This window comes from Rubellimicrobium thermophilum DSM 16684 (assembly GCF_000442315.1).
Lineage (GTDB): Bacteria > Pseudomonadota > Alphaproteobacteria > Rhodobacterales > Rhodobacteraceae > Rubellimicrobium > Rubellimicrobium thermophilum.
Window position 1 is genome coordinate 26,973 of sequence record NZ_KE557323.1, and the last position, 16,275, is coordinate 43,247.

The 16,275-nt window shown below is 69.8% G+C and carries 11 protein-coding genes and 4 pseudogenes; 11 read left to right on the top strand and 4 right to left on the bottom strand.

Annotation, left to right across the window (positions count from 1 at the left end; all coding sequences use genetic code 11):
* Positions 1-9: 9 nt before the first annotated feature.
* Both RUTHE_RS11820 and RUTHE_RS11825 read right to left on the bottom strand, forming a co-directional pair.
* Positions 10-345: a TraR/DksA family transcriptional regulator gene (locus tag RUTHE_RS11820; protein ID WP_021098658.1), complete on the bottom strand. Its 336-nt coding sequence runs from the start codon at positions 343-345 to the stop codon at positions 10-12.
* Between the two features lie 190 nt (positions 346-535).
* Positions 536-1,720: a DUF2235 domain-containing protein gene (locus RUTHE_RS11825; protein WP_021098659.1), complete on the bottom strand. Its 1,185-nt coding sequence runs from the start codon at positions 1,718-1,720 to the stop codon at positions 536-538.
* 179 nt (positions 1,721-1,899) lie between these two features.
* Here RUTHE_RS11825 and RUTHE_RS11830 point away from each other — a divergent pair.
* The 4 genes and pseudogenes from RUTHE_RS11830 to nadC form a co-directional block, all read left to right on the top strand.
* Positions 1,900-4,956, top strand: a pseudogene (locus tag RUTHE_RS11830) (valine--tRNA ligase); the annotation flags it as partial.
* Between the two features lie 135 nt (positions 4,957-5,091).
* Positions 5,092-6,141: a quinolinate synthase NadA gene (gene nadA, locus RUTHE_RS17645; protein ID WP_169578842.1), complete on the top strand. Its 1,050-nt coding sequence runs from the start codon at positions 5,092-5,094 to the stop codon at positions 6,139-6,141.
* 18 nt (positions 6,142-6,159) lie between these two features.
* Positions 6,160-7,752: an L-aspartate oxidase gene (locus RUTHE_RS11835; RefSeq protein ID WP_021098661.1), complete on the top strand. Its 1,593-nt coding sequence runs from the start codon at positions 6,160-6,162 to the stop codon at positions 7,750-7,752.
* Positions 7,749-8,609, top strand: coding sequence for a carboxylating nicotinate-nucleotide diphosphorylase (gene nadC, locus RUTHE_RS11840; RefSeq protein ID WP_021098662.1), 861 nt, complete (start codon positions 7,749-7,751; stop codon positions 8,607-8,609). Before RUTHE_RS11835 ends, nadC begins: the two co-directional genes overlap by 4 nt.
* Positions 8,610-8,648: 39 nt before the next feature.
* Here nadC and RUTHE_RS11845 read toward each other — a convergent pair whose 3' ends face one another.
* Positions 8,649-9,515: a methylenetetrahydrofolate reductase gene (locus RUTHE_RS11845; RefSeq protein WP_021098663.1), complete on the bottom strand. Its 867-nt coding sequence runs from the start codon at positions 9,513-9,515 to the stop codon at positions 8,649-8,651.
* Positions 9,516-9,600: 85 nt separating this feature from the next.
* Between RUTHE_RS11845 and RUTHE_RS11850 the strand changes: the two are divergent.
* Both RUTHE_RS11850 and RUTHE_RS16160 read left to right on the top strand, forming a co-directional pair.
* Positions 9,601-10,520: pseudogene (locus RUTHE_RS11850) on the top strand (LysR family transcriptional regulator).
* 63 nt (positions 10,521-10,583) lie between these two features.
* Positions 10,584-11,373: pseudogene (locus RUTHE_RS16160) on the top strand (inositol monophosphatase family protein).
* A 44-nt stretch (positions 11,374-11,417) separates the two neighbouring features.
* On the opposite strand, the gene RUTHE_RS11860 reads toward RUTHE_RS16160, so the two are convergent.
* Positions 11,418-12,167, bottom strand: coding sequence for a rhomboid family intramembrane serine protease (locus RUTHE_RS11860; protein WP_021098667.1), 750 nt, complete (start codon positions 12,165-12,167; stop codon positions 11,418-11,420).
* Positions 12,168-12,214: 47 nt separating this feature from the next.
* Here RUTHE_RS11860 and RUTHE_RS11865 point away from each other — a divergent pair, with 47 nt between their 5' ends.
* From RUTHE_RS11865 to RUTHE_RS11885, 5 genes and pseudogenes are all read left to right on the top strand, one after another.
* Positions 12,215-12,925, top strand: coding sequence for a ceramidase domain-containing protein (locus RUTHE_RS11865; RefSeq protein ID WP_342662244.1), 711 nt, complete (start codon positions 12,215-12,217; stop codon positions 12,923-12,925).
* Positions 12,926-12,966: 41 nt separating this feature from the next.
* On the top strand, positions 12,967-13,254 hold the full coding sequence (gatC, locus tag RUTHE_RS11870) for an Asp-tRNA(Asn)/Glu-tRNA(Gln) amidotransferase subunit GatC (protein ID WP_021098669.1): 288 nt from the start codon (positions 12,967-12,969) through the stop codon (positions 13,252-13,254).
* Positions 13,251-14,733: pseudogene (gene gatA / locus RUTHE_RS11875) on the top strand (Asp-tRNA(Asn)/Glu-tRNA(Gln) amidotransferase subunit GatA). Before gatC ends, gatA begins: the two are co-directional and overlap by 4 nt.
* A gap of 50 nt (positions 14,734-14,783) precedes the next feature.
* Entirely contained in the window at positions 14,784-15,599 is an 816-nt protein-coding gene (locus tag RUTHE_RS11880) for a hypothetical protein (protein WP_021098671.1), read from the top strand.
* Positions 15,596-16,267: an N-acetylmuramoyl-L-alanine amidase gene (locus tag RUTHE_RS11885; RefSeq protein ID WP_144079668.1), complete on the top strand. Its 672-nt coding sequence runs from the start codon at positions 15,596-15,598 to the stop codon at positions 16,265-16,267. Before RUTHE_RS11880 ends, RUTHE_RS11885 begins: the two co-directional genes overlap by 4 nt.
* Positions 16,268-16,275: the final 8 nt, after the last annotated feature.

Genomic DNA, 16,275 nt, shown 5'->3' on the forward strand with positions numbered 1-16,275 from the left:
CCGATCAGCTCAGCGGGCACAGCCGACGCAGCGCGTCAGGACAGGGTCGATGGCCAGGCGCCGCTCCGGGATGGGGGCGGCGCAGGATTCGCAGAAACCGTATTCCCCTGCCGCTATCCGCCGCAGCGCGGCCTCGATGGCGCGGATCCGCGCAAGGCGTCGCGCCTCCTGGGCCGCCGCCATCGCCTGCATCTGCAGGGCATCCTGACGGGACAGGCGGCCGATGCTCTGCTGATCGAGTGCGACGGGCACGCGATCGGCGGCCGTCCCGGCCGAGGCGGCGCGCAGTTCCTCGAGCTCGGCCCGCAGGCGGGGCGCGAAGAGGGAGGCAGCATCCTGGGTCATGGCGTCTCCGAAGGCAGGGACGATCCGCCCCCGGCCCGGTCCGGGGGCAGAAGCCCCGCGACAAGCCGGTTCCGTCCTGCGGAGGCGGTATCCTCAGAAACCAGACGACAGCAGCAGGGGCCGGAACGGGCCCGAACCGCCGCCGCGAGAGCTTTGAGAGAAAAAGGCTGGCTGCGCAAGGGCCCCTTTCTCACGACGGGCCTGCATCCGCGCATCCATGACCGTCGTCGGGGCCGCCGGATCCTTTGCGGAACGGTCCTGCCGCCGTCAGGGATCGCAGCGCCTGCCGCAGCGGGCCGAGCGGCGGCGGGGCGCACAGGGCCGTGGGATGCAGCCGCTCTGACGGATCCGAACCGGGACGGCGGCGGCGGCGCGACAGGAAGAGCTTGCCCCAGCCGCGCCAGGTGCCGACAGGCGGGGCAGAGGGATCGCAGGGAAAACGCGCCTGCCAGCCCGGGGGCAACGGCAGACCGCAGCTCTCGAGCCGCTCCAGCATCCAGACCAGCGGGATGTTGGAGAGCGGGCGGCTGGCCGGATGGATGCCGACCTGCCCCCCGACATCGCCATGAGCGCCGCGGAACCAGACCTGTTCCACCGCCCCTTCGCGGCCCGGTGGCGTCTGCCACAGGACAGGGGCGAAGGCGGCGCGCGTCTCGTGCAGGGAGAGGGCATGGAAGGCCCGGGCGACATGAGGGCCGATGGCATGATTGTGGAAGGCATGGCGGGCCTCGGCCCAGCGCCAGAGGACAGGCAGGCGCAGGCCCAGGGCCTTGACCGTGTCGAAACAGCCGATCGCCGCGATCTCCACATGCTCATGGCAATGATGGCGGCGAAAGGCTTCCGTCGCGGGGCCGGCGAGGCCGCGGCGGTAGTGGCGCCAGGCCGTGCGCACATGGCGCGCCGTGGCCGATTCGGCCCGCAGAAGCCCCACCCGGTCGATGACGCCGGCCAGGCTGCGCACCGCATAGGCGCCCCGCGAATAGCCGATCAGGATGATCCGGTCGCCGGGGCGGTAGCGGCTGGCCAGCCAGCCATAGGCGCGCTCGATCTGATGGCTGATTCCCTTGCCCAGGATCACCTCATGGCAGGAGCGCCAGTCGCGCCACTGGATCCCGGCCTCGTAATACAGCGACAGATTGGCGCGCAGACCCTGTTCGCGCAGCAGCTTGTAGATCAGGCCCGCATTCGATTCCCAGCCCGGCGCGAGCGAGGACATCGTCCCGTCGAGGATGATCACATGCATCGCGGGCCCGCGGTGACGGGCGGGGCGTTCCTTGTGGCGGGGCCGGCGGTCGAACAGGCCGAACAGACGGTCCAGCGCCTCGCCCCCCGCAGGGGGGGAGGAGGGGGGTCTGCGCGATGCGGCGCGGTTCATCTGCGATGCCTTTCCCCACGCGGGTCTGCCCGACCAGTGTCGCATGATCCGGTTGACAGAAGGTCAAAGAATTGGCGCACGCTCGGGTTCCCCGATGAGAACGCTCCGTTCGTGCCCCGGACTTCCCGTCGCGCGCGCCTTCCGCTATCCCGCGCAGGCCAGGAGTAAGGAGTCGCGCGATGGGCATGGACAAGACGTTCGCGGCGGCCGAGGCCGAGGCCCGGATTCGTGCGCTGTGGGAGGAGGCGGGCGCCTTCCGCGCCGGTGTCAATGCCCGGCCGGGGGCCGAGGCCTTCTCCGTCGTCCTGCCCCCGCCCAATGTCACCGGCAGCCTGCATATGGGCCATGCCTTCAACGCCACGCTTCAGGACATCCTGGTGCGCTGGCACCGCATGAAGGGGCACGATGTCCTCTGGCAGCCGGGCACCGATCATGCCGGCATCGCCACGCAGATGGTCGTCGAACGCGAGCTGGCGAAGCAGGGACGGCGGCGCACCGATTTCACGCGCGAGGCCTTTGTCGATCTCGTCTGGCAGCAGAAGGCCCGTTCGGGCGGCGCGATCCGTGCCCAGCTCGACCGGCTCGGCGCCTCCTGCGACTGGTCGCGCGAGGCCTTCACCATGGACCCCTCCTTTCAGGAGGCGGTGCTCGAGGTCTTTGTCCGCTGGTATGAAGAGGGGTTGATCTTCCGCGGTCAGCGCCTCGTGAACTGGGATCCGCATTTCGAGACTGCGATCTCCGATCTGGAGGTCGAGAACCGCGAGATCCAGGGCCACATGTGGCATTTCAGGTATCCGCTCGCGGGGGGGGAGACCTATCTCCATGTCGAACGCGATGCGGAGGGCCGCATCCTCCTCGAGGAGGAACGCGACTGGATCGCCATCGCCACGACGCGGCCCGAGACGATGCTGGGCGACGGGGCGGTGGCGGTGCACCCGTCGGATGCGCGCTATGCCCCGATCATCGGCAAGCTCTGCGAGATTCCGGTGGGCCCCAAGGGGCAGCGTCGCCTGATCCCCATCATTGCCGACGACTATCCCGACCCTGCCTTCGGATCGGGCGCAGTCAAGATCACCGGCGCCCATGACTTCAACGACTACAAGGTGGCCCAGCGCCACGGCCTTCCCCTTTATCGCCTGATGGACACGAAGGGCCGGATGCGGAGCGATGGCCTGCCTTATGAGGACTCCGTCGCCATCGCCGTGGCCATCGCCCGGGGCGAGCGGCCGGCGGGGGATGTCTCGCAGGTCAATCTCGTCCCCGAGGAGATGCGGGGGCTCGACCGGTTCGAGGCGCGCCGCCTCATCGTCAGCCAGATCGAGGCAGAAGGCCTGTCGGTGATGACCGACAGCGCCGATGGGCCGGTGCCGCTGGTCGAATCGAAGGTCATCATGCAGCCCTTCGGTGACCGGTCCGGCGTCGTGATCGAACCCATGCTGACCGATCAGTGGTTCGTGGACACGGCCCGCATCGTCCGGCCCGCCATCGACGCCGTGCGCGAGGGACGCACCGCCATCCTGCCCGAGCGCGATGCGAAGGTCTATTTCAACTGGCTGGAGAACATCGAGCCTTGGTGCATCTCGCGCCAGCTCTGGTGGGGGCACCGCATTCCGGTCTGGTATGGCTTCGACCTTTCGCCCGGTGCCTTCCGCGACGAACAGGGGGACGATGCGCTCGACGAGATCGAGATCATGGATCTGCTGCTCGACCGCGATTTCGTGGCCGAAACGCCGGTGCACCGCTGCGGACGCTCCTTCGAGGCGGTGGCCGAATCCTTCCTCTCCGAGATCGCCGATCTGCCGGCGCCCCTCAATCACGCGCGGGTGATCGAGGTCGAGGATCGCCATGCCGCGGCCGAGGCCTTTGCCCGCGCGCTCGCCGATTACAATCTCTCGCAGGATCCCACGCGCCTCGTCTATCCGGTCTGGCGCGATCCGGATGTGCTCGATACCTGGTTCTCCTCCGGCATCTGGCCGATCGGCACGTTGGGCTGGCCTGCGGACACCCCCGCGCTGCGCCGCTACTATCCCACATCCGTCCTCGTGACGGGGTTCGACATCATCTTCTTCTGGGTCGCCCGGATGATGATGATGCAGCTTGCGCTGGTGGGCGAGGTGCCGTTCCGCACCGTCTATGTCCATGCCCTCGTGCGGGACGAGAAGGGGCGGAAGATGTCCAAGTCGGTGGGCAATGTCATCGACCCCATCGAGCTGATCGATGAATACGGGGCTGATGCGGTGCGCTTCACCCTGGCCGCGATGGCGGCGATGGGGCGCGACCTGCGCCTGTCCAAGGATCGTGTGGCCGGCTACCGCAATTTCGGCACCAAGCTGTGGAACGCCCATCGCTTCGCCGAGATGAACGGGGTCTTCGAGATTCCGCGCCGTGCCGCTCCGCCGGCTGCGACCGCCCCTGTCAACCGCTGGATCCTGGGCGAGACCGCCCGCGCCGCCGAGGCTGTCGAGGCGGCTTTGGGCGCCTTCCGTTTCGACGAGGCGGCGCGCGCTCTCCATGCCTTCGTCTGGGGGGTTGTCTGCGACTGGTATGTCGAATTCTCCAAGCCGCTTCTGGGCGGCGGAGATGCCGCCCTGAAGGCGGAGACGCAGGCCGTGATGGGCTGGGTCCTCGACCGCTGCCTGATCCTGATGCACCCTTTCATGCCGTTCGTGACCGAGACGCTCTGGCAGCAGACCGGCCCGCGCGAGGGCCTCCTGGCGCATGCGGAATGGCCGGATCTGCGCGCGGTCGACCTTGTCGATCCGGCGGCCGAGGCCGAGATGCGCTGGACCGTCGCCCTGATCGAGGGGATCCGCTCCGTCCGGGCGCAGATGAACGTGCCTGCCGGGCTCACCGTGCCGGTGGTCATGGCCGAGGCGGACGCCGCCGCCCGGACGGCGCTGGCCCGCAACGGCGCGCTGATCCGGCGGCTCGCGCGGATCGAGGAGCCGGTCGAGGGGGCGGTGCCGCGCGGGTCGGTCACGGTGCCCGTGCCGGGCGCGGTCTTTGCCCTGCCGCTGCAGGGGCTGATCGACATCGCCGCCGAGACAGCCCGCATGCAGAAGGCGCTCCGGAAGGCCGAGACGGAAGCTGCGGCCCTGCGTGGCCGCCTCGGCAATCCCGGCTTCCTCGCTTCGGCTCCCGAAGAGGTGGTGGAGGAGACGCGGGGCAGCCTGGCCGCGCGGGAGGCCGAGATCGAACAGATCCGCAGCGCTCTCGCCCGCCTTGCGGAAGCGGGGGGGATGAGGCCGGTCGGCCCTGCCGCCGTCCACGCAGATTTGCAGTCGCCGCGCAGGGGGGATAGAAAGCCTGCCCTGGGGGAAGGCCGGGCCCGAGCTACGCGTCCGGTCACGGGGGCAGAAGGCGGACCGCTCATGGACCAGATCACCGATATCCGGGCAGAGCTCGGCCGCCATTACGACCTGGCGCCCAGCCTGACCCTGGCCGAGGAGACCCGGCCCCTCTACGAACGGATGAAGCGCGTCGTGCCCTTCGCGGACTGGGCGATGCATGCGCCCTATGTCGTCGCCATCAACCGCCTCAAGCGCGAGAGGAATGCCGTCATCCTCGCGCATAACTACATGACGCCCCAGATCTATCATGGGATCGCCGATGTCGTCGGCGACAGCCTGCAGCTGGCTGTCCGGGCGGCCGAGACCGAGGCGGATGTCATCGTCCAGTGCGGCGTCCATTTCATGGCCGAGACATCCAAGATCCTCAGCCCGGACAAGACCGTCCTGATTCCCGACAGGGATGCAGGCTGCTCTCTGGCCGAGAGCATCACTCCCGAGGGCGTAGAGGCGCTGCGGCTGCGCCATCCGGGCGCGCCGGTGGTGAGCTATGTCAATACCAGCGCCGCGGTGAAGGCCGTCTCCGACATCTGCTGCACCTCGGCCAATGCGCTGCAGATCGTCGAGGCGCTGGAGGCCGATACCGTCATCATGACGCCGGACCGCTATCTGGCCCAGAACGTCGCCCGGCAGAGCCGCAAGCGGATCGTCTACTGGCCGGGTTCCTGCATGGTGCACGAACTCTACACCGCCGAGGAGCTGCGCGCCTACCGCCAGGATCAGCCGGATCTGACGATCATCGCCCATCCCGAATGCCCGCCCGAGGTGGTCGCCGAGGCGGATTTCACCGGATCGACGGCCGGGATCATCCGCTGGGTCCGGGATCGCCGCCCGGCCAGGGCCCTGCTCGTCACCGAATGTTCGATGGCCGCCAACATCGCCGACGAGCTGCCCGAGGTGGAATTCGCCCGCCCCTGCCATCTCTGCCCGCACATGAAGCGGATCACGCTGGAAAAGGTCCTGTGGTCGCTGCACAGCATGACCGGCACTGTCGAGGTGCCGCCCGAGATCGCCGCCCCGGCGCGCCAGGCGGTGCAGCGCATGATCGATCTGAGCCGCCGGCTCGGGCTGTGACGGGACGCGGCTGAGGGCATGGGCGGGGCTGCCACGGATCGGGTCGTCATCGTCGGGGCCGGCCTGGCCGCGCTCTCGGCGGCTCTCGCACTGGCCCCCTTTCCGGTGCTTGTGCTGTCTCCCGAACCGCTGGGCGAGGGGGCCAGTTCCGCCTGGGCCCAGGGCGGTGTGGCCGCGGCGCTGAAGGCGCCGGACAGTCCTGCGATCCACGCCGCCGACACGATCCGGGCCGGGGCCGGGCTGGTCGATGCCGTCGTCGCCCATCGCGTCGTGCAGGAGGCGGGCGAGCATGTTCGTATCCTGGCCGATCTCGGGACCCCCTTCGACCGCAGCGCGGAGGGCGGCTATGTCCTCTCGCGCGAGGCGGCACACAGCTTTGCCCGCGTCGTGCGGGTGCGGGGCGATCAAGCCGGGGCCGCCATCATGCGGCATCTGGCGGCAGCGGTGCGCGCAACGCCCTCCGTGCAGGTGCTCGAAGGGGTGCGGGCCGTGGCACTCGAGACCGCGGGCGGAGAGGTCTGCGGCCTTCGCCTCGAGAGTGCGGCCCCAGGCGGATCGGAGGCTGTCGTCCTCCGGGCTCCGGCTGTCCTGCTGGCGGGTGGCGGATCGGGAGGGCTCTATGCCCTGACGACGAATCCGCGCCGCATCCGGGGCGAGGCGATCGGCCTGGCCGCCCGGGCCGGCGCCGTGATCGCCGATGCGGAATTCGTCCAGTTCCACCCGACCGCGATCGACATCGGCGAGGATCCTGCCCCGCTGGCGACCGAGGCGCTGCGCGGCGAAGGGGCCGTGCTGCGCAACCGGGACGGGGAACGCTTCATGTTCTCTGTCCATCCCGATGCCGAGCTGGCCCCCCGCGATGTGGTGGCCCGGGCGATCTTCCTCCAGAGCCGCGCCGGCCTGCGCCCGGTTCTTGATGCCACATCCCTCGGCCCGCGCCTGCGAGAGCAGTTCCCGGCGCTGGTCGCGGCCTGCGCGAGGGCGGGCATCGATCCGGTGCAGGAGCCGGTGCCGGTGGCCGCGGCCGCCCATTACCACATGGGCGGCATCGCCACCGATGAGCGGGGCCGGACAAGCCTGCGCGGTCTCTGGGCCTGTGGGGAATGTGCCTCGACCGGCCTGCACGGGGCGAATCGTCTGGCCTCGAACGGTCTGCTGGAGGCGCTCGTCTTCGCCCGTGCCTGTGCCGGCGACATCCGGGATGCGATCGGCCCTGCGGGTTGCCTCGGTGCCCCCCCGCTGCGACTGCCCGCATTGCGGCCCCTGCCGCAGGGCCATGCCCTGGCCGCGCAGGAGGATGCTCGCCTGCGGGCGCTGCGGCGCATGATGACCGATCATGTCGGCGTGGTGCGCGATGGTTCGGGCCTGCGCCGGGCCCTGGCCGCCATCGCCGGGCTCGAGGCTGCGGCGCCGCCGCCGTCCGAGGCCTTTCGCAACATCTGTGCCACGGCGACGCTGATCGCGGCGGCCGCCCTTCTGCGGGAGGAAAGCCGCGGCGCGCATTTCCGCAGCGATTTTCCCGCCCCCCGGGGCGAGATCGGTCAGCGCAGCCGCCTGACCCTGGACGAGGCCCTGGCCCTGCGCCGCCAGTGCGAGAGGGAGATGACATGACCCTTCACCCCCCCTTGCCGGATCTGCTGATCGAACCATTGCTGCGGGCGGCGCTGCTCGAGGATCTGGGGGCAGGTGGGGATGTCACGAGCCGCGCCGTGATTCCCCCCGGAACCGTTGCCACGGCCTGTCTGAATGCCCGCGAAGGGGGGGTCGTCTCCGGCATGCAGGTGGCAGCGCTGGCCTTCCGGCTGGTCGATCCGGCACTGCGCGTCACCATCCACAGGCCCGATGGCTCGGCCTGCGGTCCGGGGGATCGGCTTCTCGAGGTCAGCGGCGATGCCGCCTCGATCCTGGCTGCCGAACGGGTGGCACTGAATTTCGCCGGCCGTCTGTCAGGCATCGCGACGCTGACCGCTCGCTGCGTGGCCGAAGCGCAGGGAACCCGCGCCCGTATCACCTGCACCCGCAAGACAACGCCCGGCCTGCGCCTTCTGGAGAAGCAGGCTGTCCTGCATGGCGGGGGATACAACCACCGCGCTTCGCTCTCGGACATGGTCCTGATCAAGGACAACCACATCGCCGCCGCGGGCGGCATCCGGCCCGTGCTCATGGCGGTGAGCGCCCGCCTGTCCCATGCGCTGCGCGTCGAGATCGAGGTGGACAGCCTCGCTCAGCTCGAGGAGGTGCTGGCTGTCGGGGGTGCCGATGCGGTGTTGCTCGACAACATGGACGAAGCCATGCTGCGCGAGGCGGTGCGGATGGTGGCCGGCCGGATGACGACCGAAGCCTCGGGCAACATGCGTCCCGGGCGCATCGCAGCGGTCGCCGCAACGGGTGTGGATTACATCTCGGTCGGGGCGTTGACCCATTCAGCAGGCACGCTGGATCTCGGCCTCGATATCCTGACGGGCTGAAACGGCCCGGTGAAGGCCGCCCCCCGGCAGGCCGGCCCGTCAGGCCACCGCCTGAAGCCGCACGCGCGGGCGCAGGCCGAGCGCAAGGCAGATGTCGCGCGTCAGATCCGGCCGGTTGAGCGTGTAGAAGTGGAGGTGCTCCACCCCCCCCGCAATCAGCCTTTCGCAGAGCGAGGTGGCCGTGGCCAGCGCCAGAAGCCGCGTCGTCCCGTCGCGTTCGGCATTCTCGAAAGCCTGGGCGGTGGCGGGGGGAATCGCCGTGCCGCAGCGTTCGGCAAACCGGCGGGCGCCGGCCCAGCTCTGGACGGGCAGGATGCCGGGCACGATCCGTTCGGCCGGCAGGCCTGCTGCAGCACAGGCATCGCGGAAGCGGAAGAAGGTCTCGGGCCGGAAGAAGAACTGGGTGATAGCCGACGAAGCCCCCGCATCGAACTTGCGCCGCAGCCAGTCGATCCCGGCCTGTGCATCAGGCGCCTCCGGGTGGGTTTCGGGGTAGGCCCCCACATGGATGCGGAAGCGCCCCGTTGCGGCCAGGGCCTCGATCAGCTCCACCGAGGAGGCGAAACCCTCCGGATGCGGCACGAAGCGTGCCTCACCCCCGGGCGGGTCGCCGCGCAGCGCAACGATGTCCTTCACCCCAGCCGCCGCATAGGATTCGGCGATGGCCAGCGTCTCCTCCCGCGTCTGCTCCACGCAGGTCAGATGCGCGGCCACCGGCAGGCCGGTGGTCTGACGGATGGTCGTCACGGCCTCATGCGTCAGCGTCCGGGTCGTCCCCCCCGCCCCATAGGTGACCGAGACGAAGGCAGGCTCGAAGGGGGCCAGCGCCTGAAGCGTGTCCCACAGGCGGAAGGACGCGGCCAGATCGCGGGGAGGAAAGAATTCGTAACTGACGGCGACGGACATCGGCGAACTCCTGTGACGGGCTGCTTGTCCCATATCCTCTCCCATGAGACAAATTCATAATTCTCACGATCTTCATGAGGCGAATTTGCATATCGAGTTCCGCCATCTCCGAACGATCCAGGCCATCCACGAAACCGGCAGTTTGGCTGCGGCGGCCGAGCGGCTGGGTCTGACGCAATCCGCGCTGTCCCATCAGGTGCGGGCGATCGAGGAGCAGGCGGGCACGCCGCTCTTCCTGCGCGGGACCAAGCCGCTGCGCCTGTCGCCTGCGGGGCGGCGGTTGCTGGCAGCGGCCGAGGTGATCCTGCCGCAGATCGCCGCTCTCGAAGCCGAGTTCTCGGGACTGGCGCAGGGGCGGGCAGGTCGGATGCATGTTGCCATCGAATGCCATGCCTGTTTCGAATGGCTGCTGCCCGTGCTCGACCGGTTTCGCCGGGCCTGGCCGGAGGTGGATATCGACATCCGCCCCGGCCTGGCCTTCGATGCGCTGCCGGCGCTGCGGCGGGGCGATGTGGATCTCGTGGTGTCCTCAGACCCGGAGGATCTGCCGGGTGTGACCTTCCTGCCGCTCTTCGACTATCAGCCCGTCCTGGTCTGCGCCGAAACCCATCCGCTGGCTGCCAAGGACTGGGTCGAGGCGGCGGATTTCCGAGGGCAGGCCCTGCTGACCTATCCGGTGGAGCGTTCGCGGCTCGATCTGTTCACCGAACTTCTGTCACCTGCAGGGGTCGAGCCGGCCTCGGTGCGGAAGGTGGAACTGACGGCGATGATCCTGCTTCTGGTCGCGGCTGGGCGGGGGGTGACGGTGCTGCCGGACTGGGTGATGCGCGCGGCCCGAACCGGCGGCACGGCGGGCGGTCTGGCGGTGCGGCCGCTGCGGCGCGACGGCGGCCGGTGATTCGGCGCCTTCATGCTGCGGTGCGCAGCGAGGAGGCCAGTCTGCCCTATGTGGCCCATCTGATCCGTCTGGCCCGGGAGGAGGGAGTGCGGATCGGCCATGGCTGAGGCGCTTGCAGGGGACGGCCGCGCCCCCTATAGCCCCCCCCTGACCCGACAGGAGGCCCCCGGATGCCCAGCGCCAATCTCAATGTCATGGTCCGGGCCGCCCGCAAGGCAGGCCGCCAGCTTCTGAAGGATTTCGCCGAGGTCGAGCAGCTTCAGGTCTCGATCAAGGGGCCGGGCGATTTCGTCAGCCGCGCTGACCGGCAGGCCGAACAGACCCTGCGCCAGATGCTGACCGAGGCACGCCCCACCTACGGCTTTCTCGGCGAGGAGGGCGGCGGGACGGCCGGCGAGGATCCCACGCGGCGCTGGATCGTCGACCCGCTGGACGGGACGACGAATTTCCTTCACGGCCTGCCGCACTGGGCCGTTTCCATCGCTCTCGAGCACAAAGGGCAGATCGTGGCCGGGGTGATCCACGATCCCGTCAAGGACGAGACCTTCTGGGCCGAGAAGGGTGAGGGGGCCTGGCTCAACGAAAGCCGCATCCGGGTGAGTGCGCGCACACGCCTGTCCGAGGCGCTGTTCGCTACCGGCATCCCCTTCGGCCCGCGCAACACCCTGCCTGCGACGCTGCAGGATCTGGCGCGGCTGATGCCCGAATGCGCGGGGGTGCGGCGGCTGGGATCGGCGGCGCTCGACCTCGCCTATGTCGCCGCGGGACGCTACGATGGCTTCTGGGAACGGGGCCTGAACCCCTGGGACATGGCGGCGGGTCTGCTGATCGTGCAGGAGGCGGGGGGGCCTTGTCGGGGCTATCCGCGACGGCCACAGACCGCTGGAGCATGGCGATGTCATCGCCGCCAATGCCGGCATCTTCGAGAAGTTCGCCGCCATCATCCGGGCACGGGGCTGACAGCAGGCAAAGGGGGCAGCGGGCAGGGGCCGCCCGACCCCTCCTCAGCGCCGCCGACGGACCCGCGGCACCCGTGTCGGGCTGAGCGCTCCATAGGCCGCATCGGGATGGGGCGGGTGGCCATGGGTGCGCTCCCAGAAGGCCGGACCGCCCCGCGCGAGCCAGATCGGCAGGATCAGCCCGAGCCCCACGACGAATCCCCCCGCATGGGCCCAGTAGGCCACACCGCCGGCCTCCGGATCGGCCCCCACGCCGCCCAGAAGCTGCAGCCCGAACCACAGCGCCAGCATCAGCCAGGCCGGGACCGGGACGATGCGGATCAGGATGACGATGAAGATCAGCACATCCACCCGGGCGCGCGGGAACAGCAGCAGATAGCCCCCCATCACTCCGGCGATGGCCCCGGAGGCGCCGATCGTCGGCACCCAGGAGAAGGGCGCCGCCCACCAGTGCACGAGCCCCGCCCCCACGCCGGATGCGAGATAGAAGGCCAGAAAGCCCGCATGGCCCAGCACGTCCTCGAGATTGTCACCGAAGACGAACAGGAACAGCATGTTCCCGATCAGATGCATCCAGCCCCCATGAAGGAAGGTGGAGGTCAGGAGCGTCCCCCAGCCATCCCCTGCGCTGAGCCGCGCCGGCACGAGGGCATAGGCGTCATAGAGGGCCCAGAGTTCGCGCGGGGTCTGGAGACTCGACACGACCCAGAGATGGATGCCCACATTGAGCACGATCAACGCCCAGGTCACGAAGGGTGTGCCGGCAGAGGGATTGTGATCGCGGATGGGAAACATGGAAGGCCTCGGGCGGGGATGCCTTCAGCCTAGCGCCTGTCAGACAGATGCCAAGCGCTCCGGATCGGCGGAGCGGCAGGCGGCCGCTGGTCGGAGATGAAAGGGGACAGTATGGAGCCTGTCGATCTCTACTGCGAACGGACGGGCCGGAATTCTGGGCCGAGCCGGTCAATGCCCTGTCGAATGCGGCGTTTCTTCTCGCCGCGTTCCTCGCTTGGCGCCGCTGGGGGAAGGACCCGCTCTGCGCGGCGCTGGCCATGGTCCTGGGTGTGATCGGCATCGGCAGCTTCCTGTTCCACACCCTCGCCACATCCTGGGCGGCGGCGGCGGATGTCCTGCCGATCCTCGGTTTCATCCTGCTCTATGTCTGGGCCGCGCAGCGCCGCTTCTGGGGGCAGGGGCGGCTTGTCTCGGGGCTTTTGACGGCGGCGACCCTGCCCTGGATCGCGGCCCTGGCGCCGGTTTTCGCGGCTCTTCCGGGATTTCGCATCTCGGCGGTCTACTGGCCGGTGCCCTTGCTGATCCTGATCCATGCCGGGCTTCTGTATCGCCGGCGGCCGGCGCTCGCGCAGGGGCTGGCGGCGGGGGCAGGAATCCTGTGCCTCTCTCTGGTCTTCCGCTCGCTCGATGGGGTGTTGTGCGGGGCGGTTCCGATGGGGACGCATGTCCTGTGGCATCTTCTCAATGCGCTGATGCTGGGCTGGATGATCGAGCTGCTGGGCCGACACGGGGTTGCCGCCCCCGCAAGCCGGCGCTAAGCGGGCGCGACATGCCCGCCCCCGCAGGGAGCCGCAGCCCGATGGCCATCGACACCGACACCGCTCGCAAGATCGCCCGCCTGGCCCGCATCCGCGTCGAGGAGGACCGCCTTCCGGCACTGGCCCGCGAGTTCGACGCCATCCTGGGTTTTGTCGCCCAGCTCGAGGAAGTCGATGTGGAAGGCGTGGAGCCGATGACATCGGTCACGCCCATGCGCCTCAAGCGGCGACCCGATGTCGTCACCGATGGCAACCGGCAGGCCGAGGTCCTGCTCAACGCTCCTGATGCCCGCGAGGGTTTCTTTGCCGTCCCGAAGGTGGTGGAATGACCGATCTGACCGCTCTCACCATCGCCGAAGCGCGCGATGCGCTCCGCAACCGGTCGATTACGGCGCCCGATCTGACCGAAGCCCTGATCGCCGCCATCGAGGCCGGGCGTCCTCTCAACGCCTTCGTGCACGAGACCTTCGACCTTGCTCGGCAGCAGGCCGAGGCCGCGCAGCGGCGGCTGGATGCAGGCATGGCCCCCGATCTGTGCGGCATCCCGATCGGCATCAAGGACCTGTTCTGCATGGAGGGCGTGCCGACACAGGCCGCCTCGCGCATTCTCGAGGGGTTCCGCCCCCCCTACGAATCGACCGTGACACAGCAGTTGCGCAAGGCCGGCGCGGTGACCATGGGCAAGCTCAACATGGACGAGTTCGCCATGGGGAGCAGCAACGAGACCTCTGTCTACGGCCCGGCGGTCAATCCCTGGCGGCGGCGGGGTGACGACACCCCGCTGACGCCCGGCGGCTCCTCGGGCGGGTCGGCGGCGGCAGTGGCGGCGGGGCTGTGCCTGGCGGCGACGGGGACGGATACCGGCGGATCGATCCGCCAACCGGCGGCCTTTACCGGGATCGTCGGGCTCAAGCCCACCTATGGGCGCGTCTCGCGCTGGGGGATCGTGGCCTTCGCCTCCTCGCTCGATCAGGCCGGGCCGATGACCCGCACCGTGCGCGATGCGGCCATCCTGCTGTCGGCGATGGCCGGGCATGACCCCCTGGATTCGACATCGGCCGACCTGCCCGTGCCCGACTACGAGGCGATGCTCACGGGGGACATCCGCGGCAAGGTCATCGGCATCCCGCGCGAATACCGCATGGACGGCATGCCGGAGGCCATCGAGGCCCTCTGGGCGCGCGGGCGCGAGATGCTGGCCGATGCGGGGGCCACGATCCGCGACATCTCGTTGCCGCATACGAAGTATGCGCTGCCGGCCTATTACGTGATCGCGCCGGCCGAGGCGTCGTCCAATCTCGCGCGTTATGACGGGGTGCGCTACGGGCGCCGCGCGCGCCTCGCCCAGGGTGACGGCATCATCGAGATGTACGAGAAGACCCGCGCCGAAGGCTTTGGCCCCGAGGTGCAGCGCCGGGTGATGATCGGCACCTATGTCCTGTCGGCCGGTTTCTACGACGCCTATTACAACCGGGCACGCCGCGTCCGCACCCTCATCCGGCGGGATTTCGAACAGGCCTTTGCCAGCGGCGTCGATGCGATCCTGACCCCGGCACCCCCTCGGCCGCTTCCCCCTCGGGCAGCGCTTCGAGGATCCGGTGCAGATGTATCTCAACGACGTGTTCACGGTGACCGTCAATCTCGCCGGTCTGCCGGGGATCAGCGTGCCGGCGGGGCTGGATGCCGAGGGGCTGCCGCTCGGTCTCCAGCTCATCGGGCGTCCCTGGGAGGAGGGGGATCTGCTGAACATCGCCCAGGCGATCGAAGCCCGGGCAGGGTTCTTGGCAAGGCCGGCGAAGTGGTGGTAGGCAGCCCTGTCCAGGGGGCGGGACGCTGACACGACGGAACGGGGGATACCATGCGTGCGATCCTCGCAATCGGGCTCTCTGGCGGGGTGCTCCTCTCTGCCTGCGCCCAGCCCATCCCCGACAGCGGGGCGGGCGTCGGCTTCGGTGACTATGCGCAATACGAGCTCGAGCGTGCGCGGCGCGAAGCGGCGCTGACCGGTGCACCCGCCGGGGGACTGGCGCCCCTGTCCATGCCGGCGGCCACCTATCCAGTGACGGCCGGCCCCGCAGCCTACGGCCCGGCCTACAATCCGGCCCCGGTCGGGGCGTCGGGCAGCTTCGGGATGGCCACGGGCAGCGGATCGGTCACCTCGGCCGATCTGGCAGCGGCCGGAATCGGCACGGGCGGGGCCGTTCTGCCCGCCACATCCCCCGCCATCCCTGCTGCGGGCTGGCCTGCCGCATCGGCCCCTGCCGTGACGACGGCCTCTGCCCCCGCGGCGGCGCCGACGACCGAACCGGCCTGGAACCCCCAGGCGGACCCGCTGCGCGACAGCGGGCTCGAGGCGCGCCCCTCCAATGCGGCGCCGGTGATCGTGCCCGGCGCGGCCGCCACCGCGCCGGCCGTGCCCACCGGGCCGAACATCGTCGAATACGCGCTTTCGACCACCAATCAGCGCGGCGAGCCGCTCTATTCGCGCTTCATCTTCTCGACCCAGGCCCGGATGCAGCGCAACTGCGCCGATTACGCCAGCGCCGATGACGCCCAGCGGGACTTCCTTGCCCGCGGGGGGCCCCGGCGTGATCCCCGCGGTCTCGATCCGGACGGGGACGGGTTCGCCTGCGCATGGGATCCCGCCCCCTTCCGCGCGGCGGTTCGCGGCTGAGCCTCTCGCCCAATCACGGTGAGCGGCGCGGGGGCGCGCGTCCGGACCTTGTCGTGATCCATTACACGGCGATGGAATCGGCTGCGCTCTCGCTGGCCCGGCTCTGCGATCCGGCGGCCCAGGTCTCGGCCCATTGGCTGATCGACACGGACGGCACCGTCACGGCCCTGGTCCCCGAGGAGCGCCGGGCCTGGCATGCCGGATCCGGCCGCTGGGGAGAGGTGACGGATGTGAACTCCCGCTCGATCGGAATCGAGCTGCAGAACCGTGGCGATCATCCTTTCGCGGCCGCGCAGATGACAGCGCTCGAAAGGCTTCTGGAGGGGATCCTCGACCGCTGGGCCATCCCGCCCGAGCGGGTCATCGGCCACAGCGACATGGCCCCCGCGCGCAAGGCCGATCCCGGCCCCCGCTTCGACTGGCGGCGCCTGGCACGGGCGGGGCTCTCGGTCTGGCCCGAGGAGGGCGCCAAGGCCGATCCGGCGCAGTTTCTCCCCGCGCTTCATGCCTTTGGCTATGATCCTGCGCAGCCGCCGGCGGTGCTGTTGAGGGCCTTCCGCCTGCGATTCCGGCCCTGGGGCGAAGGGGCGCCGGACCCGCTCGATGCGGGCATGGCCTGCGATCTGGCCCGCCGCTTTCCGGTTGACCCTGCCCGCCCCGGCCCCTAGATCGGGAA

What these genes read in the sequence shown, in the direction of transcription:
- RUTHE_RS11820 (WP_021098658.1), bottom strand. Translation starts at nt 345, where the DNA reads ATGACCCAGGATGCTGCCTCCCTCTTCGCGCCCCGCCTGCGGGCCGAG.
- RUTHE_RS11825 (WP_021098659.1), bottom strand. Translation starts at nt 1,720, where the DNA reads ATGAACCGCGCCGCATCGCGCAGACCCCCCTCCTCCCCCCCTGCGGGG.
- nadA (WP_169578842.1), top strand. Translation starts at nt 5,092, where the DNA reads ATGGACCAGATCACCGATATCCGGGCAGAGCTCGGCCGCCATTACGAC.
- RUTHE_RS11835 (WP_021098661.1), top strand. Translation starts at nt 6,160, where the DNA reads ATGGGCGGGGCTGCCACGGATCGGGTCGTCATCGTCGGGGCCGGCCTG.
- nadC (WP_021098662.1), top strand. Translation starts at nt 7,749, where the DNA reads ATGACCCTTCACCCCCCCTTGCCGGATCTGCTGATCGAACCATTGCTG.
- RUTHE_RS11845 (WP_021098663.1), bottom strand. Translation starts at nt 9,515, where the DNA reads ATGTCCGTCGCCGTCAGTTACGAATTCTTTCCTCCCCGCGATCTGGCC.
- RUTHE_RS11860 (WP_021098667.1), bottom strand. Translation starts at nt 12,167, where the DNA reads ATGTTTCCCATCCGCGATCACAATCCCTCTGCCGGCACACCCTTCGTG.
- RUTHE_RS11865 (WP_342662244.1), top strand. Translation starts at nt 12,215, where the DNA reads ATGCCAAGCGCTCCGGATCGGCGGAGCGGCAGGCGGCCGCTGGTCGGA.
- gatC (WP_021098669.1), top strand. Translation starts at nt 12,967, where the DNA reads ATGGCCATCGACACCGACACCGCTCGCAAGATCGCCCGCCTGGCCCGC.
- RUTHE_RS11880 (WP_021098671.1), top strand. Translation starts at nt 14,784, where the DNA reads ATGCGTGCGATCCTCGCAATCGGGCTCTCTGGCGGGGTGCTCCTCTCT.